This is a genomic window from Adlercreutzia sp. CNCM I-6215, from assembly GCF_977072315.1.
This window is the reverse complement of record NZ_CDRVMA010000008.1, coordinates 60,864-83,839: the sequence shown is the minus strand read 5'-3', so window position 1 is coordinate 83,839 and position 22,976 is coordinate 60,864. Positions and strand designations below refer to the sequence as shown.

Genomic DNA, 22,976 nt, shown 5'->3' with positions numbered 1-22,976 from the left:
GGTCCGACGGCACCAAGAGCTACTTCCACCCCGACTCCTCGGGGCACGCCGCGGCCCTCACCGGCTGGCGCAGCTTCAGCGGCGTGAAGTACTACTTCGACCCGGACACGGGCATTTCGAAGCGCTGGAGCCAGAAGATAGACGGCAAGTGGTACTACTTCGACTCCTCCTCCCGCATGAAGGCCGGCTGGGTCACCTGGTCCGACGGCACCAAGAGCTACTTCCACCCCGACTCCTCGGGGCACGCCGCGGCCCTCACCGGCTGGCGCAGCTTCAGCGGCGTGAAGTACTACTTCGATTCTTCGACTGGCAAAAGTCTTCGCTGGGGACAGAAAATTAGCGGCAACTTCTACTACTTCAATAGCTCAAGCCAAATGCATAGGGGATGGCTTACTTGGAGCGACGGCAAGAAAAGCTATTTCAATAGTAACGGATGTGCATTGGCCGGATGGCAATCTCTTGCTGGGAAACGATACTATTTCGATCCCTCGACTTACAAAACCTCTGGCCCTGAAGGTCAGAGTTCTGGGGACGGGAGCAGAACAGTTTATTGGGTGGCTAACGGAGAGGTTTATCATACAACAAGAGATTGCGTGTCCCTGAAACGCTCTACCAACATAAAAAGTGGCACCATTGCTCAATCTGGCAAGAAGCGTGTTTGCAGCAACTGCGGTTAAAATTTCAGATGTTAAAGAGCTAGTTTTCAGCATGGCGGGTGCGAATTGGGCGGCTGAGTGCAGTTCAATATCGCATCCGCTTCGAGCATCAAAACTCCCCAGTGTCCTCTGATCCACCTCATCACGGGTCGTTCCAAAAGCCGAATTCTTGCGAGGTCGATGGCCATGCCCACGGCGTATGTCGCGACACCCGACAGCACGCCTACGGCCAGGATCGCTGCCGGCCCCAGGGCGTACACCCATGCCAGATGCGGCCACAGCCAGGCGCGCATGATGGGGTTGTCGTGGATGAGGTAGACGCCGAGTGCTCCTTTCGCCGCGGTGTTCACCCAGCGGATGGGCGGCATTTTCCACTCGGCAAACAGGTTGAAAAGGCCTAGCGACGCGGCGAAGGTCGGCACCATGTATTGCCAGATGAAGTAGTCGGGCATCACGTAGTCGAACCCGAAGGCGCGCTGCGCCCAGCCGATCGCGGCCATCGAAGCCCATACGAACAACATGCCGGCCGCGAGGGCGCAGGCATTGCCGCGACGCTTCCATAGCGGGCGGTCGCGCAGCCAGCCGCCCATGAGGTACAGGTAGAAGAACCACACGAGGTCGCTGCCGATGGGATTGTAGGTGGTGATTGTCGGAATAGCGGATAGCACTACGAAGCCGATGACCATGAGACTTCTGCGTCCACTGTCGCCCAGATTCCGGTACAGAACGTTGAGGAACGGGCTCGCCACCATGAGCGCCAGATAGCACGTGATGAACCAGTACTCTCCCGAGGTGATGGGCGTCACGGCCTCGCGCAGCCGTTCGGGCGTGACGAGGTCGGGCTGGGCGATGGCGGATATCGCGAGAATCGCGAATGAGTAGAACCAGGTCTGTAGCATCACGCGCAGCAGTGACTGCACCTTTAAGTGCCCGTGCACCATGAAGTACCCCGTGATGAGTACGAAGCAGTTCACGCCGAGCTTGCCGCCGAAGCTCAGCATTTCCACGGCTGTATCAGAGGCGAGCGGGCCACCTTCCGGCCAGGTGCCGTGCACGCTGAAATGGAACAGGACGATGAGCACCATACTCACGATGCGCAGAAGTTCGATGTTTGCGTTACGCATAGGTCTCCTTGGGCGGTTTTGCCGGCGAGGCGAAGTATAATCGAGCGAGTCATCGTATCCAATGCCCTCGGGGCTTAAGGTCTCGGGCTTGCAGAAAGGACGTTTCATGATTGATCGCAAGGCATTTCGCTCCCTGTCTTCGGGGCTCTACCTCATTACGGCCAAGGCGGGCGATGCGCGCTGCGGCTGCGTGGTGAACACGCTCGTGCAGGTGGCAAGCGAGCCGGCCACGCTGTCGGTGTCGCTGAACAAGGAGAACGCCACCACTGCCGCCATCCTGGAGTCGGGCCGCTTCGCCGCCACGGTGCTCGCCGAGGACACCCCCATGGAGCTCATCGGCACCTTCGGCTTCCACACCTCTGCCGACACTGACAAGTTCGCCGCCTGCGCGAGCGCCCTCGACGGCGCGGAGGTGCCCTACGTGACCGAGCACGGCCTGGCGCGCTTCTCCGTCTCCGTCACCGAGACCATCGATGTGGGCAGCCACTACCTGTTCGTGGGCGTTGTGGAAGAGGCCGAGGTGCTTTCCGCTGGCGATCCGCTCACCTACGCCTACTACCACGCCGTGAAGGGCGGCAAGACTCCGCCCAAAGCCGCTACCTACAACAACGGCGACGAGGCGGCGGTGCCCGGGATCACCGAGACGGCCGCCGGTGCGCCCGAGGCCGGCAAGAAGATCGCCTGGCGCTGCACCATCTGCGGCTACATCGAGGAAGGCTACCCGGACGGCCTGCCCGAGGGCTACATGTGCCCCATCTGCGGCGCCCCCCGCGAGATGTTCGAGCGCGTGGAGCTGTAGAGGGCGCCGCTCATCTTCCTTGCGTGGATCTGCAGCGAGCCTGTAAGCCCACCGTAGGGGCCGACCTCGGTCGGCCCTCCCGAGTGGGGGAGTCTCGCTTGCGGTGAGGGGCGACCGAGGTCGCCCCCTACGGAGGTTTTCATGCGCTAGCGGCTCGATCTTTGCTTGCCGTGCGCTCCGAGACCTTCCTCTGTCGCTATAATTGTTCGTCGGGATGTCAATTAGGCGGCGAGTGTCCAAGGAGACGCTATGGAAGAGAAAGCGGCGGGGAAGTTGACGGAATCGGCGGAGAGGCCGGGGAGCCTGGGCGACTCCACCGAGGAGTACGTCCCGGCTCGATGGACGCGGAAGAAGATCGCGCTGACCGCGGCGATCGGCGTTGTTGCGGCGGCGCTCTCCATCGGCTGCGCGGCGGCGCTGTATCTGCACACCCTTGACTTGGCCCTTACCGGCGGCATGGACGCCGCCCAGCAGGACGATCTCGCCGAGGCGCTCCAGCCGCCGAAGCCCAGGGCGACCGCTCCCGAGGCGACCGCCGAGGAAGCCGACGAACCCGCTTCTTCCGCCTACTACGTGGCCATTCTCGGTTGCGACGCGCGTCCGAACGAGACTATCGCCCGCTCGGATGTCACCATGCTCGCGCGCATCGACACCGAGACGGGCATAGTTCACCTCGTTTCGGTGCCCCGCGACATGATGGTGGAAATCGAGGGCCACGGCATCCAGAAGATCAACGCCGCTCTGGCTTTCGGCGGCCCGGCCGGCGCCGTTCGGGCGCTGTCAGCCTTCGCCGGGGTGCCCATCACCCATTACGTCGAACTGCGCTTCGAGCAGCTGGTGGAACTGGTCGATCGCCTCGGCGGCGTCACCGTGGACGTCCCCGAAGGCTTCACTTCTGACACGAGCGGTATCACGCTGGCCGCCGGCACCCAGACGCTCTCCGGGGAAGAGGCCCTCGCTTTCGCCCGCGAGCGCCATGCCGTCTCCTCGGGCGACTTCAGCCGCGCCGCCGCCCAGCGGGCCATCATCTCCGCCATCGCCGATGAGGTTCTCGCCTCCCCGCCGACGGAGCTGCCCTCGCTCGTGGGGTCGCTCGCCTCCTGCGTGACCACCGACTACACCGCGGCCGAGCTGGCCGATACGGCCCTCGCCCTGAAAGACACGGGCGTCACGGTGTACTCGGCCGCCTGCCCCAGCTATTCCTTCGGCGAGGGTGGCATCAGCTACGTTGGCACCATGTACGACGAGTGGCGCGCCATGATGCAGCGGGTCGACGCGGGGCTCGACCCCGCCGACGAGTCTGCGGAAATCCCCGAGCCCCAGGCCAGCGACGAGGACCTCGGCGCCGCCACCAACGCCCGCTCCCCGCGCGACTACTCCGGCCACGTCGACCAAGCCAGCTTCAAGGACAACTGAGAACGGGCTGCTTGCGCCGTATCCGTAGGGGCCGACCTTGGTCGGCCCTCCCGAGTGGGGGACTTGCTTGCGGTGAGGGGCGACCAAGGTCGCCCCCCCCTACGGAGGGTGTCGCACTCGCTTCATGCTCCAAACTAGAAAAACCCCGGCGACTTCCATCGCCGGGGTTTTAGCTCACAGGAGGTTGTGCCGGGCGCCTACAGCGTGCCGTCGCGCCAATCTTCCAAACCCTCGATAACCAGCTTGTGGGCGCTTTCCACTTCGGGGAGGTGCTTGGCGGCCGCCTCGTACTCGCCGGCGTACAGCGCATCGGAGACGAGCGCCGCGCACTCGTAGAGGTCCTTGAACGACAAGTTCCCCGCCACGCCCTTCAGCGCGTGGGCCTGACTGTAGCCCTCCGAGTAATCCTTGGCCTCCATGGCAGCCTGAAGCGCCACCAGATGACCGTCGTCCAGATACTTCAGCGCCAGGCGCTCGTACAGCTCGGCATTGTCGCCGAAGCGATCCATGGCGTCCACGTAATCGATGCCGAAGGGACGAAGCTTGTCTGCGATCTGAGCGGTCATGATCGCTCCTTTCCCGTGCAAATTCCGGCGCCCGCGCCCCTCTCTCCTCTTCTTTGGACGGCAGTCGCGTTGGTAACTTTGCTCCACAGTGTAATCGCACGTCACGAAGCTGTCAGCGCACGGGCCTACTCGTTTACGTTTCGTAGCCACTTGTCAACAAGTTGTAATCTGAATTTTGACGAATCGTCACCACTGCTGCTCCCGGATATGGTATTGACGATGGTCAATAACGTTTGCCGAAGTCAGATGCAGAAAACTTGCGTCGCTTCCTAGTAGTCCGCCGCGGCGTCGCTTTCCATCCACTGCTCGAAGAACTCCTCGTAGGCGTCGGCGAGCACGGCTTCCCGCGCGCGGCGCATGAGATCCAGCAGGAAGTGCAGGTTGTGCACCGACAGCAGGATGGCGCCGAGCATCTCGTTCTGCTTCACGAGGTGCCGGATGTAGGCGCGCGTGTGGTTGCGACAGGTGGGGCAGTCGCAGGCCGGATCGAGCGGCGCGAAGTCGCGGGCGTACTTGGCGTTGCGCATATTCATGCGGCCGGCGCTGGAAAACGCGGTGCCCATGCGGGCCGTGCGGGTGGGCAGCACGCAGTCGAACATGTCGACGCCCTCGCGCACCGCGCGCACGAGCGTGGTGGGGTTGCCCACGCCCATAAGGTAGCGCGGCCGGTCGTCCGGACAGGCCCGGGCCACTTCGCCGAGCGTCTCGAACATGACCTCGTGATCCTCGCCCACGGAATAGCCGCCGATGCCGTAGCCGCCGAAGCGCCGGCCGCCCCCGGCGAGCGACTCCTCTTCGATCTCGCGCAGCCGCCGCACGCTTTCCAAGCGCAAATCCAGGTGCATGCCGCCCTGCACGATGCCGAAGAGCGTCTGGTCGGGGCGCGTGTGGGCTGCCAGGCAGCGGCGCGCCCAGGCGCTGGAGTAATCCACGGCGCGCGCCACGAACTCGCGGGTGGCGGGGTAAGGGGCGCACTGGTCCAGCTGCATGGCGATGTCGGCGCCGATGAGCTCCTGGATGCGCATGTTCTCCTCGGGCGTCCAGTGGATCTTGCTGCCGTCGTAGATGGATTGGAACGTGACCCCGTCGTCCGACAGCTTCACGGTGTCGGCAAGGCTGAACACTTGGAAGCCGCCGGAGTCGGTGAGCATGGGGCCGTCGTAGTTCATGAAGCGGTGGATGCCCCCGGCCTCGGCCACCAGCTCCGCGCCGGGGCGCATGGCCAAGTGATAGGTGTTCGCGAGCACCACCTGGCTGCCGAGCTCGCGCAGCTGGTCGGTGGTGATCCCCTTCACCGTGGCGGAGGTGCCCACGGGCATGAACATGGGCGTGTGGAAGTCGCCATGGGCGGTGGTGTAGGTGAGCGCGCGGGCGTGCCCGCTTACGGCATCGCATGTGCAATCGAACAGTGCCAAAATCGTTCCTTCTATCCGTGAAATACCGGTAGAGCCGGAGGCCGAGGGGGTGCTCGCAGACCTCTGATCGCCCCCCGGAGAACGCGATCGTTAAGAATCAGCTTCCACTTCAGCAGCAGCGATGCCGGGATGGTACCCGCCTATGTGCGTCATCTTCGCTGATTCTTTTATCGCGTTCGGAGGGGGATAAAGCGATCAGCGGGCTGCGAGCACCCCCTCGGCCTCCGGCCCCCGCGAGTTGAGGTAGGTCATGGTAGTATAGCGCCTGCATGCATTCAAAGGAGCGCTTTTCATGAGAACCGATGATTTCGACTACAACTTGCCCGAAGAGCTTATCGCTCAGGAGCCGGCGGCCGTGCGCGACGAGTGCCGACTGCTCGTGATGGATCGCGAAAGCGGGGAAGTGGAAGATCGCATCTTCAAGGACATCATCGAGTACCTGCGGCCGGGCGACCTGCTCGTGGCCAACGAGACGCGGGTCATGCCGGCGCGCCTGCTCGGCGCCAAGCGGGGCACGGGCGGGGCGGCCGAGGTGTTTCTGCTGCGCGAGTGCGGAGGCCCCGAGCCGCGGACGAACCGCGTGGCCTTCTGGGAGGTGCTCGTGCGGCCGGGCAAGCGCCTGAAGCCGGGCGCCGGGGCCGTGGTGGATTTCACCGATGCTGCAGGTGAGGTGGCGCTCTCCGCCGAGATCATCGATTGGGCCCGGGACGGCCAGCGCGGCGAACGCGTCGCGCGGCTTTCCACGACGCTGCCGTCGCTTGACGAGGCCCTGCATGCTGTGGGGCACACGCCGCTGCCTCCCTACATACGCGACTACGCCGGCGACGAGGAGCTGTACCAGACGGTGTACTCGCGCCGGGAAAGCTCGGCGGCCGCTCCCACAGCCGGGCTGCACTTCACGCCCGAGCTCATCGAGCGTCTGCGCGAGCGCGGCATCGGTTGGGCCACAGTGGAGCTGGAGGTGGGTCTGGACACCTTCCGCGTGGTGGACGAGGACGACCCGGAGAAGCACCACATTCACACCGAGTTCTACACGGTGCCCCAGGCCACCGTGGATGCCGTGAACGCGACTCACGCCGCGGGCGGCCGCGTCATCGCCGTGGGCACCACGAGCGTCCGCAGCTTGGAAAGCGCCTGGGATCCCGAGGCCGACGACGGCCGGGGCGCCCTTGTCGCCCGCGATCGCGAGGCCACGAGCCTCTATATCTTGCCGGGCTATGAGTTCCACGTGGTCGATGCCCTCATCACCAACTTCCATGTGCCGCGTTCCACGCTCATGATGCTCGTCTCCGCCTTCAGCACCCGCGAGAACATCCTAGCCGCCTACCAGCACGCCATCGACGAGCGCTACCGCCTCCTCTCCTTCGGCGACGCCATGTTCTTGCATTAAACGCGTTTGCAGCTCGCCTATTCATGTCGAGCGGTTCCCTGTTTCCCTTTGTCTGGCTTGCAAAATGCGATTTTAGGGACGGCCGTCCTTCGGCGAGGCGACCGCCCTCCTTCGGCGATGTCGCGTTGTGTGCAAATCCGCGGGTCCCTTCCCCCACCACGCGAGGCATCTCGACCTCTTGCTTGCGTTGGCGCGCAAAACTGCGGACGCTGCTTGCTGAAATGGCTTGAAAATCACGAAACATCGGCGTCGGAGGCGAAAAAGGCGTTTCGTTGTAATACGCTACCTGGGAAAACTTCGCGAATCGAGGCGTAATCGTCCTTTTATGGGCGTCGACTGCTGATCTTTCGTGTTTTTCAAGCCATTTCAAGCGATTGAAGCGCCGATTTTCTTCTGCATTCCGATCTTTCGTCATTTTCAAGCCATCATGCCAGCTTCGCGCGGAGAAGGTGGCGTATGGGCGACGCGGGGGCTCTGTGTCGGCAGCAGGGCACCCGCTCGGCAAAAGATGATACATTTGCTTTCAGCAGAGGATATTTCATGTACTGCGCTATTCTGAGAACGAGTGGCGAGTATTAGCTTTAGAATGCCGCGAATGCGGTTGATCCTCTTTGGCATATCGGCTTTCTCCTACTGGCTTTGCGCGCCGTCGGCGCCCGATGCCTCGTGCAAGGTGTCGGCGAAAATTCTGAAGAATTGCGAGCCCGTCCTTGAAGCACTGCGCCATTTGGAAGGAATCTTCCCGTTCCTGCCCCGGCCGCATCATGTCTCTACGACGTCTCATGCCAAAAGGCCGTTGTCGGAAGCGATCTGCCATCTTGTGGTTCGCATGCCGAAGGGAAAGGATTTCTGCCGCGTGGAAAGCGGCGTGTTCGTCTCCTGTCCCGAGCTCTGTTTCGTGCAGCTTGCGCAGTCGCTTCCTTTTCACGAGCTCGTTCGCGCGGGCAATGTGCTTTGCGGCCGCTTCTACCTCGACGCAGGGAAGAGTGGTGAGCTTGGGCAACGTGAGCCCCTTACCTCGAAGAGGCGCATCGAGGCCTTTATCCGCGCCAACCCTGGAATTAAAGGTGTGAAGGAGGCTCGCCGGGCGCTCCCGTGGGTTACGGAAGGTGCGGCCTCTCCTCCAGAGGCGTTTCTCGCCATGGTGTTTGGGCTGCCTTACCGCTATGGCGGCTTTCAGCTCTCAGACCTTGCGGTAAACCGGCGGTTGCGGCCGAGCCACAAGGCTCAGCAGATAGCACGTCGCACCACGCTCGTCCCTGATATCCTCTTTGCTGATGCTCGCCTTGCGATCGAGTACGACTCGACGGCCGAGCACACCAGCTCTTCGCAGCTGACGAGGGACGCCCAGAAGCGCCTGGCGCTGGAGGCAGACGGCTACAAGGTCGTCACCGTGACGGCGGGGCAGATTGGCAGCTCGGGCGAGATGCGGCGCATCGCCGAGCAGTGCTATCGCCGGCGGGGCAAAAGATTTCGCCCCCAAAGCAAGGAATTCGCGAATCAGCAAGCTCTCCTGTTCCGCATGGGCTGGTCGTTGGAGGATTACTGTCTCAAAGAGCAGCCTCGCTAGGTGCTTTTCAAGAAAATAGTTTTCCCAGTTCAGAGTAAAGGATTAGGGAAAAGATTACGAGAATAATCTTTTTCTCGCTCGCTTTCCGATGCGCGATGGCGCGGCGGCGTCCATAGTGGGGATCGTCACGGGGTGCCGAGCCCGCACACAAGTTGAAGGTTGTCGCGGGGTGCCGTACTCGGGCGGCAGCTGGAAGGCTGCCCGAGTGCGAGAGCGGCGGTGAAGGCCGCGGTCGTGGTTCCCCGGGCGGCATCTGTCAAGGAGGGCGCGCGGCGCCCGACAAAGCGCAAGGCGCGAAGGAGCGCCCGGCGCAAGGAGAGGCACGAGGGCGCATGAGAGGCGTCCCGCGCAACGGAAAGAGAGGGAGTTCACCATGACCACCACCGTTACTCGTCGCGATCTGTTCAAGTTCGGCGGCCTGGCCGCGCTCGGCGTGGCCGGCGCCAGCACGCTCGCCGGCTGCGGCCAGCCCAAGACCGTCGCCGAGGCCGCCGCCGAGAAGGGCCTGGCCGACACGGGCGCCGCTGCCGGCCCCGCGTTCCTCGCGCCCCAGGAGCCCATCACCGATTTCGCCGAGACCCACGAGTACGACATCGTCGTGGTCGGCGCCGGCGAGTCGGGCCTGTCCGCCGTGCACACCGCGCTCGAGGCCGGGGCGCGCGTGGCCTGCGTGCAGAACATCAACGCCGCCCAGACCACCGGCAACATGGCCGCCTCCATCGACCTCACCCAGACCGACGAGGCCGCCGTCCAGGCCTGCGTGAGCTTCATCAACTGGAAGAGCGACTACCGCTCCAACCGCGACCTCGTGAACATCTGGGCCCACAATTCCCAGGAGGCGCTGGCCTGGTGGGCCGAGGAGGCAGCGAAGGGCGGCGTGGAAAGCAAGCCCCACGACGCGGTGCTCTCCTACAACGGCTACGACATCCACCTGCACGCCAACACCTACTTCCACGTGGAGGGCAACCACAACGCCGCCGCCACGGTGATCGCCGAGAACCTGGCCGCCGCCGGCGCCGAGTTCTTCTACAACATGCCCTGCAAGCAGCTGGCCACTGACGAGTCCGGCGCGGTCACGGGCGCCATCTGCGAGGATGCCGACGGGGCGCACCACCTGTTCACGGCGACCAAGGGCGTTATTCTGGCCTGCGGCGACTACTCCTCCAACCAGGAGATGCTCGATTACTACGCGCCGGATACCAAGGGCTTCTCGCTGTTCACCGACTTCCGCGACGGCAGCGCGCTGGTGGCCGGCATGAACGCCGGGGCCATCATGACGCCGCACACCCACACCAAGATGATCCACGGCGAGCCGGCGGCTGTGCGCCTGGAGATGCCCTTCCTCTTCGTCGACCAGGAGGGCAACCGCTTCATGGACGAGACCTGCTGCCGCATGGGCTACATGAATAACTTCGCCCGCCCGTACTTGGCGAAGGCTGGCTTCACCGACTCCACGGCAGCGAAGTTCTTCAGCCTGGTGCCCGCGAACTGGGAGAGTTTCTACGAGGAGTGGAAGGCCGCCAGCCCCTACGACATCTCCCAGTACAACGGCGACAACAAGGTGAACCCCGAGAAGTGGATCACCGCAGACACCATCGAGGGCCTGGCCGAGGCCATGAACGCCTACGCCGCCGAGAACGATTGGAAGCTCACGAACATCGACGCCGCCGCGCTGGCCGACACCGTGGCCCGCTACAACGAGCTGTGCGCCGCCGGCCGCGACGAGGACTTCGGCAAGGCCGCCAAGTATCTCGTGCCCATCGAGGGCGGCCCCTACTACGCCATCCCCCGCGGCTCCAACAAGCTGCCGGCCATTCTGGGAGGCCTTGTGGTCGATAGCAACCACCAGTGCCTGAACGGGGAGTTCGAGCCCATCAGTGGTCTGTACGCCGTGGGCAACGCCTCGGGCCAGTTCTTCGGCGGCGTGGATTACCCCATGGACATCGAGGGGCTCTCCATCGGCCGCGCCATCACCTCGGGCTACTACACCGGTCGCTTGGTGGCGAGCCTGTAGGCCACCCGCCGTCTCACCCTCCCGTGCCCGGCCGACGCTCCCTCCCCGTCGGCCGGGCCTTCTGCGTGCGGCCCTTGGCGGCTCTTGCGGCCCCTTGCGGCCCTAGCGGCCCCGATGCCGCAAAGGCCTCGGGAAAGCGCCGACCCGGCCGCCGGCCGGCCCCGTCACCTGCTATAATGGCCGCCATGGGGAACCTGTTGAAGGACATACGAAAGGGGAGGGAAGACCGCTCCCTGTACCTGCGGGGCATTCTGCCCTACCTGTTCGCGCTCGGCTGCGCCCGCGCTTGGGTGACGCTGGCCGTGGCGGCGCCGGCCCTCGCGCTGCCGGCCGCCTTCGATCTGCACGACGTCTTCGACTACGCCTTCTGCCTGGTCTCCATCGCGGCGGCGCTTGCCGCGCGCCTCCTTCTGCCCCTGAACGCCACGGGGCGGATGCGCGCGGCGTCGGCGGCGCTGATGGTCGCGGCGTCGCTGTGCCTCATCGCGGTCGGCACCGGCCTGGTCGCAGGGCCGGCGGCCATTGCGCTGGTGGCCGCGGGCGCGGCGGCGGGAGGCGCGGGCTTCGGCCTCTTCCTGCTTCTGTGGGCCGAGGTCTTAAGTTGCATCTCGCTCATCCGCATTTTCCTGTACACGACGGCCTCCCAGCTGGTGGCCGTCGTCTGCGTGTTCTTCTGCGACGGCCTGGACGATTTGCGCGTGGCCTGCGCTTTGGTGATCCTGCCGCCGGTGGCGCTGCTCTGCCTGCGCCGTGCCTTCTCGGCGCTGCCCGTCGCCGATCGCCCCTCGCCGGTCATTCCGAAGTTCACCTACCCGTGGAAGATCTTCGTGCTTCTGGCCCTGTACTCCTTCGCCTACGGGCTGCGCCAGCACCAGCTGGCGGCCGGCGCCGGTATGCACTCATCGGTCTCGACGGCCATCGTCATGGCGGTGCTGTTCGCGAGCGCCTACTTCTTCTCGAACCGCTTCAACATCGGCACGCTGTACCGCTCGCCGCTCGTGCTCATCGTGTGCGGCTTTCTGCTCGTGCCCGTCGAGGGCGTCTTCGGCACGGCGGTGTCCAGCTACCTCATCTCCATGAGCTACTCGCTCGTGGGCATCATCGTGGCGCTGCTTCTGTACGACATCGCCAAGCGCCTCGGGGTCACGGTCGTCATCTTCGCCGCCATCAAAGGTGCCGAGCAGGTGTTCGTCATCTGGGGCAAGGGGGTCGCCGAGGCCATGGCCGCCGCGGGCATGAACGCCGGCGCCCAGGACGCGGTCATCGCGGTTGCGGTGGTGGCCATGATGCTGGCGGCCACGCTCATCCTGCTGTCCGAGAAGGAGCTGGCGAGCCGCTGGGGCGTGCGCATCCTGGACGCGGGCGGTCTCGTGGAGAAGACCCCGGAAGAGTTGCGGCGCGACGAGCGGGCGGCTGAGCTGGCCGAGCACGCCCGCCTCACCCCGCGGGAGACCGAGATCCTGACGCTGGTGGCCCAGGGCAAGAACGGCCCGGCCATCATGCAGGAGCTGTTCATCGCCGAGGGCACCTTCAAGGCTCATATGAGCCACATCTACGAGAAGTGCGGCGTCGCGAACCGCCGCGAGCTCGTGGTGTTGTTGAGCGCGAAATAAGGAGCCGTCACCGCAACCCGCCGATCGATAGACTACGGCTTTGAGGCGAAAGCGGCCGCGTTGCCACCTGCGGTCGGGTCGCTTAAGTTGTTCCGATATCAGAATAACCTGCGATCGGTCTGCTCTAGCTGTTCCGATATCAGAATAAGGCGTTGACCTTCGGTTCATTTATGGCACAATAGGCAAGTTGAAGTGAAAGCGCCGCTTCGGGGGAGGCTTGGGCGCTCTTCGCGCAAGAGAAAAGGAACGCGCGGTATAAAGAACGCGCGGGAAACTAGGAACGCGAAAGAAGAAGGTCGCATCCCATGGCATTGGAACGCAACGTCAAGAAGAAGCCGGCCCGCACGGCGGATCGCCGCAATGTGTGGCTGCTCATCCTCACCACTCTGCTCATCGTTGTGTCGGTGGTGCTGTTCACCCCGCCCAACGAGAAGATCAACCAGGGCCTGGACATCCAGGGCGGCCTGTCGGTGGTGCTCACGGCGAAGTCCACGGACGGTGCGCCGGTTACCCCCGAGGACATGGAGAAGTCCCGCGCCATCATCGAGAGCCGCGTGAACGCGCTGGGCGCCTCGGAGGCCACGGTGCAGGAGCAGGGAAGCGACCAGATTCTCGTGCAGATCCCCGGCCTGGCCGACACGGAAGAGGCGCTCGCCACCATCGGGCGCACCGGCTCGCTGGAGTTCGCCCGCCTGGATTCGTTCACCGATGAGGACGTGAAGAACGCCATCGACTCCGGCCAGACTTCCGGTGAGGGCACGGTGACCGACGAGTTCGGCAATGCCTTCCCCTCGGGCCAGGTTGAGCACATGGCCGTGGAAGCGGGCACCTACACGCCCATCGTCACCGGCGCCGACATCACCAACGTCACCATCGGCCGCGAGAGCGAGGGCAGCACCTACTACAGCGTGAACATCACGTTGAACTCCCAGGGCGCCAAGGCCTTCGCCGACGCCTCGCGCGATCTGGTGGCCGACCACGGCAAGATCGTCATCATCTTGGACGGCGAGGTGCAGTCCGCCCCGGCCGTGCAGTCCGAAATCCCCAACGGCGAGGTGTCCATCACCGGCCAGTACTCTTTGGAAGACGCCAAGGCGCTGCAGACCATCCTGGAGTCCGGCTCGCTGCCGGTGTCCTTCGAGTACGCCCAGTCCCAGGTCGTCGGCCCCACCCTCGGCCAGGACGCGCTCGTCTCCGGCGTCGTGGTGGCGCTGATCGGCCTTGCGGTCGTCATGCTGTACCTGCTGTTCTTCTACAAGGGCCTCGGTATCATCACCGCCGCGGCCATGGCCGTGTTCGCCGTGCTCTACCTCGGCATCCTGGCGGCCCTTTCCGCCTTCCACCTGTTCAGTCTGTCGCTGGCGGGCATCGCCGGCATCGTGCTGACCATCGGTATGGCTGCCGACTCCTCCATCCTCACGGTGGAGCGCTTCCGCGAGGAGATCCGCATGGGCCGCTCCGTGAAGGCGGCCTCCATCACCGGCGTGAAGCACGCCATCTTCACCTCCATCGACGCCGACCTCGTGACCATGGTCTCGGCGCTGTGCCTGTTCTTCCTCGCCGCCGCCTCCGTCAAGGGCTTCGGTATGACGCTGGCCTTGGGCATCATCTGCGACATCGCCATGATGCTCATCTTCAAGGCGCCGCTTATCCGCCTGCTCGCGCCGAAGGTCATTGCGAAGCACCCCGGCTTCTGGGGCATTAAGGACTCCATCGACGCGTCGAAGGGTTACGCCGAGCTGGCCGCCGCCGAGGGCGTGCCCGAGGCCGAGGCCGAGACGGCGGCCCAGATGAACGCCGCCGAGACCCGCGTCGTCGCCGAGGGCGAGGGCGAAGAGGGCTCGGTCGCCGTCACCGCCGTGCGCAAGATCAAGGGACGCTTCATCAAGCACGACATCAACTTCCTCGGCTACCGCAAAGTGTTCCTCACCGTGGCCGCCGTGGCCATGGTGGCGTGCCTCGCTATCGTCGGCTTCCGCGGCCTGAACTTCGGCATCGAGTTCGTCGGCGGCACGTCGGTGGCCTTCCACGGCACCGGCGATATCACCACCGAGCAGATGCGCGAGGCCATGAACGACGCCGGCGAGCCTGACGCCGTCATCCAGACCACCGAGACCAACGGCGAGCCCGGCTTCCTCGTGCGCACCACCACCACCTCGGCCGAGGACGCCACGGCCCATGCCAACCAGGTGGCCGAGGCCCTCGGCATGACCTCGAGCGACTTCGAAGTGACCACCATCGGTCCCGACTGGGGCGCGAGCGTCATCCAAAGCTCGCTCATCGCCTTCCTCGTGTCCATCCTGCTCATCATCGTCTACATCGCCATCCGCTTCGAGTACAAGATGGGCGTCATGGCCATCGTCGCGCTGTTCCACGATCTCATCTTGGTGGTGGGCATCTACGCACTGGTGGGTCGGGAAGTGAACCCGAACACCATCGCCGCCCTGCTCACGATTCTCGGCTACTCGCTTTACGACACCGTGGTCGTGTTCCACCGCATCAACGACAACATGAAGGGCGAGGACATCCGCTGCACCTTCATGACCATGGCCAACCACTCCATGAACCAGGTGTTCATCCGCACCATCAACACGACGCTCACCTCGTTCATCCCGGTGTTCGCCATGCTCTTGTTCGGCGGCGAGACGCTGAAGGACTTCGCCTTCGCCATGGCCATCGGCCTCATCGCCGGCTCCTACTCGTCCATCGCCATCGCCTGCCCGCTCTACTGTATGTGGAAGACCCGCGAGCCGAAGTTCGCGAAGCTGCAGAAGAAGTACGGCACGGAAGTGGGCCTGTTCGAGTTCGACCACTCTGCCTCCACCGGCATCGCCCAGGTGCCTCTAGCGCGTCTTGAGGCCAACGCCCGCGCCGAGGCCTACGTGGCCGAGCAGACCGAGGCGACCGGTGAGGCGCCCGACGCCGCGGCGGTGGCGGCGGCCGCCAAGCCCAAACCGGTGAACAACAAGAAAAAGAAGCACCGCCACGGAAGGGCGCAATAGCAGCTCTCCCGGGATCGGGCCACGGGGTACTGCTCAGTCGCGCGTACTGTCCTCGCTCGGCGAAACAGCCCACTGGGCTGTTTCGTTCGCTGCAGAACTCGCTTGGTGAGCAGCACCCCGTGTCCCTCTACGCTCTTCCACGCTTGAGAGAAAGGCGCGAACATGGTTCGTGAAGGTTCGGCTCCTAACTTTTGCCCGCCTACCGAAGAGGGCATCACCATCACGCTCGTCGATGAGAAGGGCGAGCAGGTGGAACTGGAGTTCCTCGGGCTCGTGCTGAAGGGGGAGAGCTCGTTCGGGTTCTTCTTCCCGGTGGACGACGAGCATCCGGCTACCTCTTCTGGCGAAGTGGTGGTCTTGGAAGTGACCGAGGTGGACGCCGACGGCCAGCCCTGCTCCTTCGAGCTGGTGGACGACGAGGTCATCGCCGCCGAGGCCTACGCGGACTTCCAGGAAGCCGCCAAGGACCTCTACGACTTCGCCTAGGGCGCGGCTCGAAGGACGCACGATGATCTTCGTCGCCGACCCTGCCTCCGCGTTCACCTTGCGCGAGCAGCAGATTCTCTATTGCATCGCCGGCGGTCTCTCGAACAAGGAGATCGCCGGGCGGCTTTCCCTCTCTGAGCAGACGGTGAAGGCGCACCTGTCCCACATGACCACCAAGTGCGGTCGTGCGAACCGCGCGGCGCTCGTGGCCTACGGCTTCGAAACTGGCCTGCTGCGCCGCCGCTGATTAGCCCGAACGGGGGATGGCGGGAAAGGCGCCCTCGGATAGACTTGAACCCTCAGGCTGGGAGGATAGCGCGCTCATGACCCTGTTCGTCTTCGAAATACTCTGCATCTTGCTCTACGGCGCGGCGAGCGCCTTGGGGGCGTTCGGTCTCAGGCGCGGTCACCGTCGGGCGGCGCGGGCGGCCAAGGGCGTCTATCTGGCCGCCGTGGCGGCGCATTCCGCGGTCATCGGCATGGAGTCGGTAAGCACCGCAGGCACGCTGCTCTCGGGCCCCAACATCGTCATGCTGGCCTCGTGGGTGCTTGCCGTGGTGACGGCGGTGGGGCTGCTCGTCACTCGCCGTGGACTGGCCTTCTCCACCGTCGCCGCGCCGGTGGTGGCGCTTCTGATCCTCGTGTCCCAGTGGCTGCGCATCCTCGACCCCGCGGGTGCCGACAACATGGCCTTCTACCACTGGCCGCTGCTCGTGCCCCATATCGTGCTCGTGTTCGTCGCCCTGGCCTGCTTCGCCACCTCGGCCGTATCGGCTGCGCTCGACTGGTACCAGCGCCGGCTTATGGCGGCCCGCAGCGCCAAGGTGCTCGAGCTGAACACGCCGGCGCTGGATACGCTCGCCCTCATCTCGCGCTTGGCGGGGTTGGTGGGCCTTACGGTGCTCATCGCTGCCATGCTCATCGGGTTCACGCACCTGGTGGCGCTCTATGCGGCCATGGCACAGATCGGCACCGAGGGCAACTTGGGCTATCTGGTGCCGCGCGTGGCGCTCTCCCTGGTGACGACGGCCGTGTGGTCGGCGTTCTGCGCCCTGTCGTTTCTGGCGCCCTGGGCCGCGTCGGCGAGAACCCGCGACGCTTTGGCCATTGCCGGCCTTGCGGCGGCAGTGCTGCTCATCGCGGTGTCGGCGGGGTAGGGCCATGGGTCTGTTCGTTGCGGGCGTGAACCCGCGCCGCCCGGTGTTCCCATCGGCGAGCCAGCATTTGGCCGACGCTGCCGCCCGCCGCGCGCTGCTCGGCGCCGTCTCGGGGCACCGGAGCCTGAGCGAGGGACTCCTCGTGGCCGCGGACGGCCGGCTGGAGCTGTACGCTGTGGCCGACGGGGGCTGCGACGCCTACGATATCGCCGCCGGACTTTTCGGCGCTGTGGCCGAGGGGGAGGTGGCCGGCGCGCTCTATTTCGCCGAGGGGATCGATGCGGCCTCTCACCTGTTCGCCGCCTTGTGCGGCCTGGACGAGTTCGCTCGGGGACCCCGGGAAGGCGCGTCGCTTCCCGGGGAATGCGACGGGCTTGCCGCTGCGGGAGAGCTGTCGCAGCCGGGAGGCCGCGGGGCTCTTGGCGCGCCGGGCTTGCCGGCCGCGCTGCCCGCCTGTTGGGCGCGCGCCCTGTCGGAGGCGCGGAAGGCGGCCACGCTGGGCGATGCCCTGACCCGGCTCGCTGCGGCGGCCTCCGGTCTGTCCAGCGCTTTGTCCGCGGCGGATGCGTCCGCTTCGACGGCGGCGCTGGCCGAGACGGCCGTGGAGCTGGCCCGGCGCGTGTTCGGCCATCTCGAGCGCCGGTGCGTGCTTGCTGCCGGCGCGGGCGATTTCTCGCTGGCCCTCGCCGGCGCGTTCCTCGGCGCCGGCGTAGAGCGCTTCCAGGTGCTCGGCGATGGAGACTGCGAGGAGGCCGCCCGCGTGCTCGGCGCGCCCGTGGCCGACCCCCAGCTGCTCTCGGCGCTGCTCGTCGATGCCGATATCGTCTTGGCGGAAAGCGCTGTGGAAGGCGCCTCGCTCGATCGGCGCCTCATGAAGGGCGTCGTCCGCCTGCGCCGGGGCCGGCCGATGCTGCTCGTCGACGCCAGCGCGGATGGCTTGCTTATCGATCACCGCGTCGCCTCCCTCGATGGCGTCTTCCTCTACACCGTCGCCGATCTGGCCGCCATCACCCGCGACGCCCCTTGGGCGCGCCTGGGCACCGACGACGCCCGCGAGCGCCTTTTTGCCGATGCGGTTCGCACTTTCGCCCTGCAGACGGGTTAAGGTGCGCGTCCTCATCTCCCGCGGCGTCCTTCCAACCTAGCCCGTTCGGGCGATTCCTGCGGAAAGCGCTCTGGGTATCCTTGAAACCACCTTGCGGCCGAACGCGCGGCAAACCTGCCGTCGAGCCTGCGGCACGTGAGCCGTCAGCCTGAGGCCGCGTCCATGCGTGGGAGAGGAGACCCCGACATGATCGTATCGTGGATGACCACGAACCAATGCAACCTGAAGTGCGTCCACTGCTACCAGGACGCCGAGGAGGCCACCGAGCGCGAGCTTACCACCGACGAGGCGAAGAAGATGATCGACGAGATTGCCCGCGCGGGCTTCAAGATCATGATCTTCTCCGGCGGCGAGCCGCTTCTGCGTCCCGACATTTACGAGCTGGTGGCCCATGCGGCCTCCCGCGGCCTGCGCCCGGTGTTCGGCAGCAACGGCACGCTCATCACCGACGAGGTGGCCTGCCGCCTGAAAGAGGCCGGCGCGGCCGCCATGGGCATCTCGGTGGACAGCCTGGACGCCGCCAAGCACGACAAGTTCCGCGGCCTTCCGAACGCCCATGCGCTCACCCTGACCGGCATCGAGGCCTGCAAGCGCGCCGGCCTGCCCTTCCAGCTGCACACCACCGTGGTCGATTGGAACCGCGACGAGGTATGCGCCATCACCGACTTCGCGGAGGAGATCGGCGCTGTGGCCCACTACATCTTCTTCCTGATCCCCGTCGGCCGTGGCGAGTACATCCAGGAGACGAGCCTGGAGGTGCTGGAAAACGAGGCACTTTTGCGCGAGATCATGGAGAAGTCGGCGGAAGTGTCCATTGACGTGAAGCCCACCTGCGCGCCACAGTTCACCCGCGTGGCCAAGCAGCTGGGCGTTGACACGCGCTTCACCCGCGGCTGCCTGGCCGGCCTCACCTACTGCGTCGTGGGCAGCGAGGGGATCGTTCGCCCCTGCGCCTACATGACCGAAGAGGCCGGCGACGTGCGCGAGACGCCCTTCGACGAGATTTGGAAGACGAGCCCAGTGTTCGAGCGCCTGCGCACCCAGGCCTACTCCGGCGCCTGCGGCACCTGCGACTACAAGGACGGCTGCGGCGGCTGCCGCGCCCGGGCCGCCTACTACCACGACGGCGACATCCTGGCCCAGGATGACTACTGCGCCCACGGCCAACAACTCGACGTTCATTCGGCTATTGCCGAATGAACGTCCTGACGCTGCGGTTCCGACAGGCACCTGATCTGGCCCCTTGTTTTGGGCTCGGCGCGGCACGAAGGCCGCTTGGCCCAAAGGCGGGGCCATATCAGGCACCTGTCGCAACCTCGCTGACTTCCTTGGGCGAACCTGTGAGTTTTTGTATAGAAAGGATTTTGTTTTGAAGAAGTTTGTACTGTGCGCTGCCACCGCGGCGCTTGCTCTGGCGCTGGTCGGTTGCGGGCAACAGGGAGCCGAGGCCCCGGCTGTCGACAATGGGCTGGCCCAGGAGCAATCGGACGCCGTGTCCGGGTCCGGCACCGAGGCGGTGCCCGGTCCGGTCACCTTCACCGACGATGCGGGAAACGAGGTCACCGTGGACAACCCGCAGCGGGTCGTGGCCTGCATGGGCAGCTTCGCGAACGCCTGGGAGCTGGCTGGGGGCACGCTCGTGGGCGTCTCCGATGATGCGCTCCAGGCGGCCGGTTGGACCATCCAAAGTCCTGATGTGGCCACGGTGGGGGACTTCACGGCAGTGAACCTCGAGGCTGTCATGGCGCTTGATCCCGACTTCGTCATCATGACGAGCGGCACCGGCGGCCGCGGCGGCGATTCCAGCCAGGCCGACCTGCGCGACGCGCTTGTGGGCGCGGGCATCCCCGTGGCCTACTTCGAGGTGACCACCTTCGACGACTACGAGCGCTTGATGCGCACCTTCACCGACATCACCGGGCGCGCGGACCTCTACGATCAGAACGTGGCGAAGGTGGCCGAGGCTATCGACGCCATCGTGGGCGCGGCGCCGGCCGAGAACCCGCCGACGGCGCTCGTGCTTACCACGTTCTCCGGCGGCACCCGTGTGCAGAACTCCGGTACGCAGACCGGGGCCATGTTGGCCGATCTCGGCGTGAACAACCTCGCCGACGAGAATCGCAGCCTTCTGAAAGATTTCAGCCTGGAAGCGGTCATCGAGATGGATCCCGACTTCATCTTCGTCATCCCCATGGGCAACGACACCGAGGCGGCCATGCGCAACCTCGAGGAGGCCACGGCGGCCAATCCGGCGTGGTCGAGCCTGTCCGCCGTGCAGAACGGCCGCTACATCACCCTGGACCCGACGCTGTACCTCGCAAAGCCCAACGCCCAGTGGGATGCGGCCTACCAGGGGCTCTTCGATAACCTTTACGGGCAGAACTAGCGGCGGAAGATGCCTTGCGCCATGGGTTCTGTCTCCCGCAACATCATCGTCGTGGCCGCGACCGCCATCTTTCTCGCGGCGGCCACGGCGGCGGCGCTCACGCTCGGCGCCTCCTCGGTGAGCCTGCCGGAGTTGGCGGCGTGGCTTGTCGGCGGCGATGTCTCCGATATGGCCCGCAACATCTTGGAGAACGTCCGCGTGCCGCGGGTGCTGGCGGCGCTTCTGGCCGGCGCGGCCCTGGCCACCTCCGGCGCGCTGATCCAGGCGTGCCTGGACAATCCGCTGGCGAGCCCCAACGTCATCGGCGTGAATTCCGGCGCTGGTCTCGCCGTGCTGCTGGCCGCCTCGCTCGTTCCCGGGGCGCTGTGGCTCACGCCGCTGGCGGCCTTTATCGGGGCGCTGGCGACGGCGCTCATCATCTTTGCGCTGTCGCTGGGCACGGGCTTAAGCCGCCTGACCGTGGTGCTCGCCGGCATCGCCATCACCACGGTGTTCGGCGCGGGCATGAACACCATCCTCATCGTGGATCCGGACGCCTACATCGGCTCGTCCACCTTCCTTGTGGGCGGCCTGTCCGGGGTGCTCATGCGCGATCTGGCGTGGCCCGCTGCCTACATCGCTGTGGGCCTGGTGGCGGCGCTGGCGGGGGCGGCGAAGCTGAACATCCTCTCGCTCGGCGACGAGGCCGCCCACAGCCTGGGCGTGAACGTGCGCGCCGTGCGTCTGGGGATGCTCGCCGTGGCCGCGGTGCTTGCCGGTGCGGCCGTGAGCTTCGCGGGGCTTATCGGGTTCGTGGGGCTTGTGGTGCCGCACCTGATGCGCTTCTTCGTCGGCCACGACAACCGCTGGGTGGTGCCGGCCTCGGCCTTGGCCGGGGCGGCCTTCGTTGTGGGCTGCGACCTTCTGGCCCGGGTGCTGTTCGCCCCCTACGAGCTGCCCGTGGGCATCCTTCTGGCCTTCATCGGCGGCCCCTTCTTCATCTACCTCATCCTGAAGAACAAAGGAGGCGGCCTTGACTGAATGCGTTATCCGGGGCGAGAGAACGCCGTCGTGTGCGCGTCCCGCCGACGTTGGGGCGCGCTCGCCGGAGTGCGCCATCCGCTACGAGGGCGTCTCGTTCTCCTACAAGCCGGGTGTCCCCTTCATGGAAGGGCTTTCCGCCGCCATCCCCGCCGGCGCGGTGACGAGCATCGTCGGTCCCAACGGCTGCGGGAAATCGACGCTGGTGAAGTTGGCCGCCGGCCTTTTGCGCCCTGTGGCGGGGCGGGTGGAAGTGGCCGGCCACGACACGGGTGAGCTGGCCTCGCGCGAGCGGGCGCATCTGATGGCCGTGCTGGCCCAGAGCTCGCGCGTGCCTCCCATGACCGTGGAGGCCCTGGTGGCCTGCGGCCGCCATCCCCACCTGGCCTGGGGAGGACGCCTCGGCCCCGACGATCGCGCGGCCGTGGAGGCCGCTATGGAACGGGCCGGCGTCGCGCGCTTTCGCAGCCACGACCTGCGCCAGCTCTCCGGCGGCGAGCGCCAGCGGGCCCATGTGGCCCGCACGCTCGCCCAGGACACCGACCTCATCGTGCTGGACGAGCCCACCACCTATCTGGATATCAGCGCCTGCCACGACCTCATGGCCCTCGTGCGCGACCTGAACCGCCGCGAGGGCAAGACCGTCGCCATGGTCATCCACGATCTGGATCTCGCCCTGCGCTACTCCGATTACCTCGTGGTGATGCAGAAGGGGAGGGTCGTCGATGCGGGCCCCACCGACGAGGTGCTCGCCTCGGGCGCCGTCGGCGACGCCTTCTCCATGGACATCTGCCCCCACGACCGCCCGCGTTTTGCAGAACGCGGCGAGGATTTCGAAGGGCGCGCCGAAACCGAGCGCGGCTACGTGCTGTACCCCCGTCGCCGCTGACGGGCGGCGCGAGGCCCCGGGGCCTCGAGGCCCGAGGCCCGGAGGTCCCGAGGCCCCGAGATCCCGAGGCCCGGAGGTCCCGAGGCATCGGCGGCGTCTATCGACCGCCGCGCGCATCCAATGGCCCCAGGGGTTGCGCGCGCGGCGGCCGTCGCCTACAATGTGCCCCGTGAATTCTGTTTCAGGGCGAGGTGGAAATCCTCACTGGCGGTAAGCACGGCGGCGCCTTAGGCGCTCGGCAAGCCCGCGACCCTGTGCGAGAGCGCAGGCTGACCCGGTGAAAGTCCGGGGCCAACGGTTACAGTCCGGATGGAAGAGGCAGACGTTCGCGTTTCTGGCGCCCCGACCGACAGGGCCGATGCAAACGG

The 22,976-nt window shown here is 65.7% G+C and carries 19 protein-coding genes and 1 riboswitch; of the genes, 16 read left to right on the top strand and 3 right to left on the bottom strand.

Translation table 11 applies throughout. From position 1 onward, the window contains the following. The coding region (locus tag ACW4LP_RS07665; protein ID WP_455803692.1) for an N-acetylmuramoyl-L-alanine amidase family protein at nucleotides 1–677 on the top strand (677 nt) is incomplete at its 5' end. Between the two features lie 26 nt (nucleotides 678–703). Here ACW4LP_RS07665 and ACW4LP_RS07660 read toward each other — a convergent pair. After that, nucleotides 704–1,780, bottom strand: coding sequence for an acyltransferase (locus tag ACW4LP_RS07660; RefSeq protein WP_181869698.1), 1,077 nt, complete (start codon nucleotides 1,778–1,780; stop codon nucleotides 704–706). 106 nt (nucleotides 1,781–1,886) lie between these two features. On the opposite strand from ACW4LP_RS07660, the gene ACW4LP_RS07655 reads away from it, so the two are divergent. After that, nucleotides 1,887–2,579, top strand: a complete 693-nt coding sequence (locus ACW4LP_RS07655; protein WP_114539809.1) for a flavin reductase — start codon at nucleotides 1,887–1,889, stop codon at nucleotides 2,577–2,579. A 249-nt stretch (nucleotides 2,580–2,828) separates the two neighbouring features. Continuing rightward, nucleotides 2,829–3,995 carry an LCP family protein gene (locus ACW4LP_RS07650; RefSeq protein ID WP_114539808.1) on the top strand — a complete coding sequence of 389 codons (1,167 nt, stop codon included), beginning with the start codon at nucleotides 2,829–2,831 and terminating at the stop codon, nucleotides 3,993–3,995. A 197-nt stretch (nucleotides 3,996–4,192) separates the two neighbouring features. Here ACW4LP_RS07650 and ACW4LP_RS07645 read toward each other — a convergent pair whose 3' ends face one another. Together ACW4LP_RS07645 and tgt are read right to left on the bottom strand one after the other, a co-directional pair. Beyond that, a complete protein-coding gene (locus ACW4LP_RS07645) occupies nucleotides 4,193–4,561 on the bottom strand; it encodes an Hpt domain-containing protein (RefSeq protein ID WP_114539807.1) in 369 nt (122 codons plus the stop codon). Nucleotides 4,562–4,830: 269 nt separating this feature from the next. Continuing rightward, nucleotides 4,831–5,976 (bottom strand): tRNA guanosine(34) transglycosylase Tgt, encoded by a 1,146-nt coding sequence (tgt, locus tag ACW4LP_RS07640; RefSeq protein WP_455803691.1) that lies wholly within the window; start codon nucleotides 5,974–5,976, stop codon nucleotides 4,831–4,833. A gap of 292 nt (nucleotides 5,977–6,268) precedes the next feature. On the opposite strand from tgt, the gene queA reads away from it, so the two are divergent. From queA to ACW4LP_RS07575, 13 genes are all read left to right on the top strand, one after another. Further along, nucleotides 6,269–7,366: a tRNA preQ1(34) S-adenosylmethionine ribosyltransferase-isomerase QueA gene (queA, locus tag ACW4LP_RS07635; protein ID WP_302223113.1), complete on the top strand. Its 1,098-nt coding sequence runs from the start codon at nucleotides 6,269–6,271 to the stop codon at nucleotides 7,364–7,366. A 595-nt stretch (nucleotides 7,367–7,961) separates the two neighbouring features. Beyond that, nucleotides 7,962–8,936, top strand: a complete 975-nt coding sequence (locus ACW4LP_RS07630; RefSeq protein WP_455803690.1) for a hypothetical protein — start codon at nucleotides 7,962–7,964, stop codon at nucleotides 8,934–8,936. Between the two features lie 373 nt (nucleotides 8,937–9,309). Continuing rightward, entirely contained in the window at nucleotides 9,310–10,950 is a 1,641-nt protein-coding gene (locus ACW4LP_RS07625) for an FAD-binding protein (RefSeq protein WP_114539803.1), read from the top strand. 197 nt (nucleotides 10,951–11,147) lie between these two features. Next, a complete protein-coding gene (locus tag ACW4LP_RS07620) occupies nucleotides 11,148–12,563 on the top strand; it encodes a helix-turn-helix domain-containing protein (RefSeq protein WP_114548986.1) in 1,416 nt (471 codons plus the stop codon). A gap of 305 nt (nucleotides 12,564–12,868) precedes the next feature. Further along, the gene (gene secD, locus ACW4LP_RS07615) at nucleotides 12,869–15,565 is read left to right on the top strand and encodes a protein translocase subunit SecD (protein ID WP_455803689.1); all 2,697 of its coding nucleotides are present in this window, start codon (nucleotides 12,869–12,871) and stop codon (nucleotides 15,563–15,565) included. 162 nt (nucleotides 15,566–15,727) lie between these two features. Continuing rightward, nucleotides 15,728–16,051: a DUF1292 domain-containing protein gene (locus ACW4LP_RS07610; RefSeq protein WP_114539800.1), complete on the top strand. Its 324-nt coding sequence runs from the start codon at nucleotides 15,728–15,730 to the stop codon at nucleotides 16,049–16,051. A 22-nt stretch (nucleotides 16,052–16,073) separates the two neighbouring features. Further along, a complete protein-coding gene (locus tag ACW4LP_RS07605) occupies nucleotides 16,074–16,298 on the top strand; it encodes a response regulator transcription factor (RefSeq protein WP_455803688.1) in 225 nt (74 codons plus the stop codon). A 76-nt stretch (nucleotides 16,299–16,374) separates the two neighbouring features. Next, the gene (locus ACW4LP_RS07600; protein ID WP_302683357.1) at nucleotides 16,375–17,208 is read left to right on the top strand and encodes a hypothetical protein; all 834 of its coding nucleotides are present in this window, start codon (nucleotides 16,375–16,377) and stop codon (nucleotides 17,206–17,208) included. 4 nt (nucleotides 17,209–17,212) lie between these two features. After that, on the top strand, nucleotides 17,213–18,313 hold the full coding sequence (locus tag ACW4LP_RS07595) for a hypothetical protein (RefSeq protein ID WP_302683356.1): 1,101 nt from the start codon (nucleotides 17,213–17,215) through the stop codon (nucleotides 18,311–18,313). A gap of 186 nt (nucleotides 18,314–18,499) precedes the next feature. Continuing rightward, a complete protein-coding gene (nirJ2, locus tag ACW4LP_RS07590) occupies nucleotides 18,500–19,513 on the top strand; it encodes a putative heme d1 biosynthesis radical SAM protein NirJ2 (protein WP_302683355.1) in 1,014 nt (337 codons plus the stop codon). A 169-nt stretch (nucleotides 19,514–19,682) separates the two neighbouring features. After that, nucleotides 19,683–20,699, top strand: a complete 1,017-nt coding sequence (locus ACW4LP_RS07585; protein ID WP_231699488.1) for an ABC transporter substrate-binding protein — start codon at nucleotides 19,683–19,685, stop codon at nucleotides 20,697–20,699. A 21-nt stretch (nucleotides 20,700–20,720) separates the two neighbouring features. Continuing rightward, nucleotides 20,721–21,719, top strand: coding sequence for a FecCD family ABC transporter permease (locus ACW4LP_RS07580; protein WP_114539795.1), 999 nt, complete (start codon nucleotides 20,721–20,723; stop codon nucleotides 21,717–21,719). Continuing rightward, nucleotides 21,712–22,608: an ABC transporter ATP-binding protein gene (locus ACW4LP_RS07575; protein ID WP_231699487.1), complete on the top strand. Its 897-nt coding sequence runs from the start codon at nucleotides 21,712–21,714 to the stop codon at nucleotides 22,606–22,608. Before ACW4LP_RS07580 ends, ACW4LP_RS07575 begins: the two co-directional genes overlap by 8 nt. A 173-nt stretch (nucleotides 22,609–22,781) precedes the next feature. Beyond that, nucleotides 22,782–22,933, top strand: a riboswitch (FMN riboswitch). Nucleotides 22,934–22,976 lie beyond the last annotated feature (43 nt).

What these genes read in the sequence shown, in the direction of transcription:
- ACW4LP_RS07660 (WP_181869698.1), bottom strand. Translation starts at nt 1,780, where the DNA reads ATGCGTAACGCAAACATCGAACTTCTGCGCATCGTGAGTATGGTGCTC.
- ACW4LP_RS07655 (WP_114539809.1), top strand. Translation starts at nt 1,887, where the DNA reads ATGATTGATCGCAAGGCATTTCGCTCCCTGTCTTCGGGGCTCTACCTC.
- ACW4LP_RS07650 (WP_114539808.1), top strand. Translation starts at nt 2,829, where the DNA reads ATGGAAGAGAAAGCGGCGGGGAAGTTGACGGAATCGGCGGAGAGGCCG.
- ACW4LP_RS07645 (WP_114539807.1), bottom strand. Translation starts at nt 4,561, where the DNA reads ATGACCGCTCAGATCGCAGACAAGCTTCGTCCCTTCGGCATCGATTAC.
- queA (WP_302223113.1), top strand. Translation starts at nt 6,269, where the DNA reads ATGAGAACCGATGATTTCGACTACAACTTGCCCGAAGAGCTTATCGCT.
- ACW4LP_RS07630 (WP_455803690.1), top strand. Translation starts at nt 7,962, where the DNA reads ATGCGGTTGATCCTCTTTGGCATATCGGCTTTCTCCTACTGGCTTTGC.
- ACW4LP_RS07625 (WP_114539803.1), top strand. Translation starts at nt 9,310, where the DNA reads ATGACCACCACCGTTACTCGTCGCGATCTGTTCAAGTTCGGCGGCCTG.
- secD (WP_455803689.1), top strand. Translation starts at nt 12,869, where the DNA reads ATGGCATTGGAACGCAACGTCAAGAAGAAGCCGGCCCGCACGGCGGAT.
- ACW4LP_RS07610 (WP_114539800.1), top strand. Translation starts at nt 15,728, where the DNA reads ATGGTTCGTGAAGGTTCGGCTCCTAACTTTTGCCCGCCTACCGAAGAG.
- ACW4LP_RS07605 (WP_455803688.1), top strand. Translation starts at nt 16,074, where the DNA reads ATGATCTTCGTCGCCGACCCTGCCTCCGCGTTCACCTTGCGCGAGCAG.
- ACW4LP_RS07600 (WP_302683357.1), top strand. Translation starts at nt 16,375, where the DNA reads ATGACCCTGTTCGTCTTCGAAATACTCTGCATCTTGCTCTACGGCGCG.
- ACW4LP_RS07595 (WP_302683356.1), top strand. Translation starts at nt 17,213, where the DNA reads ATGGGTCTGTTCGTTGCGGGCGTGAACCCGCGCCGCCCGGTGTTCCCA.
- nirJ2 (WP_302683355.1), top strand. Translation starts at nt 18,500, where the DNA reads ATGATCGTATCGTGGATGACCACGAACCAATGCAACCTGAAGTGCGTC.
- ACW4LP_RS07580 (WP_114539795.1), top strand. Translation starts at nt 20,721, where the DNA reads ATGGGTTCTGTCTCCCGCAACATCATCGTCGTGGCCGCGACCGCCATC.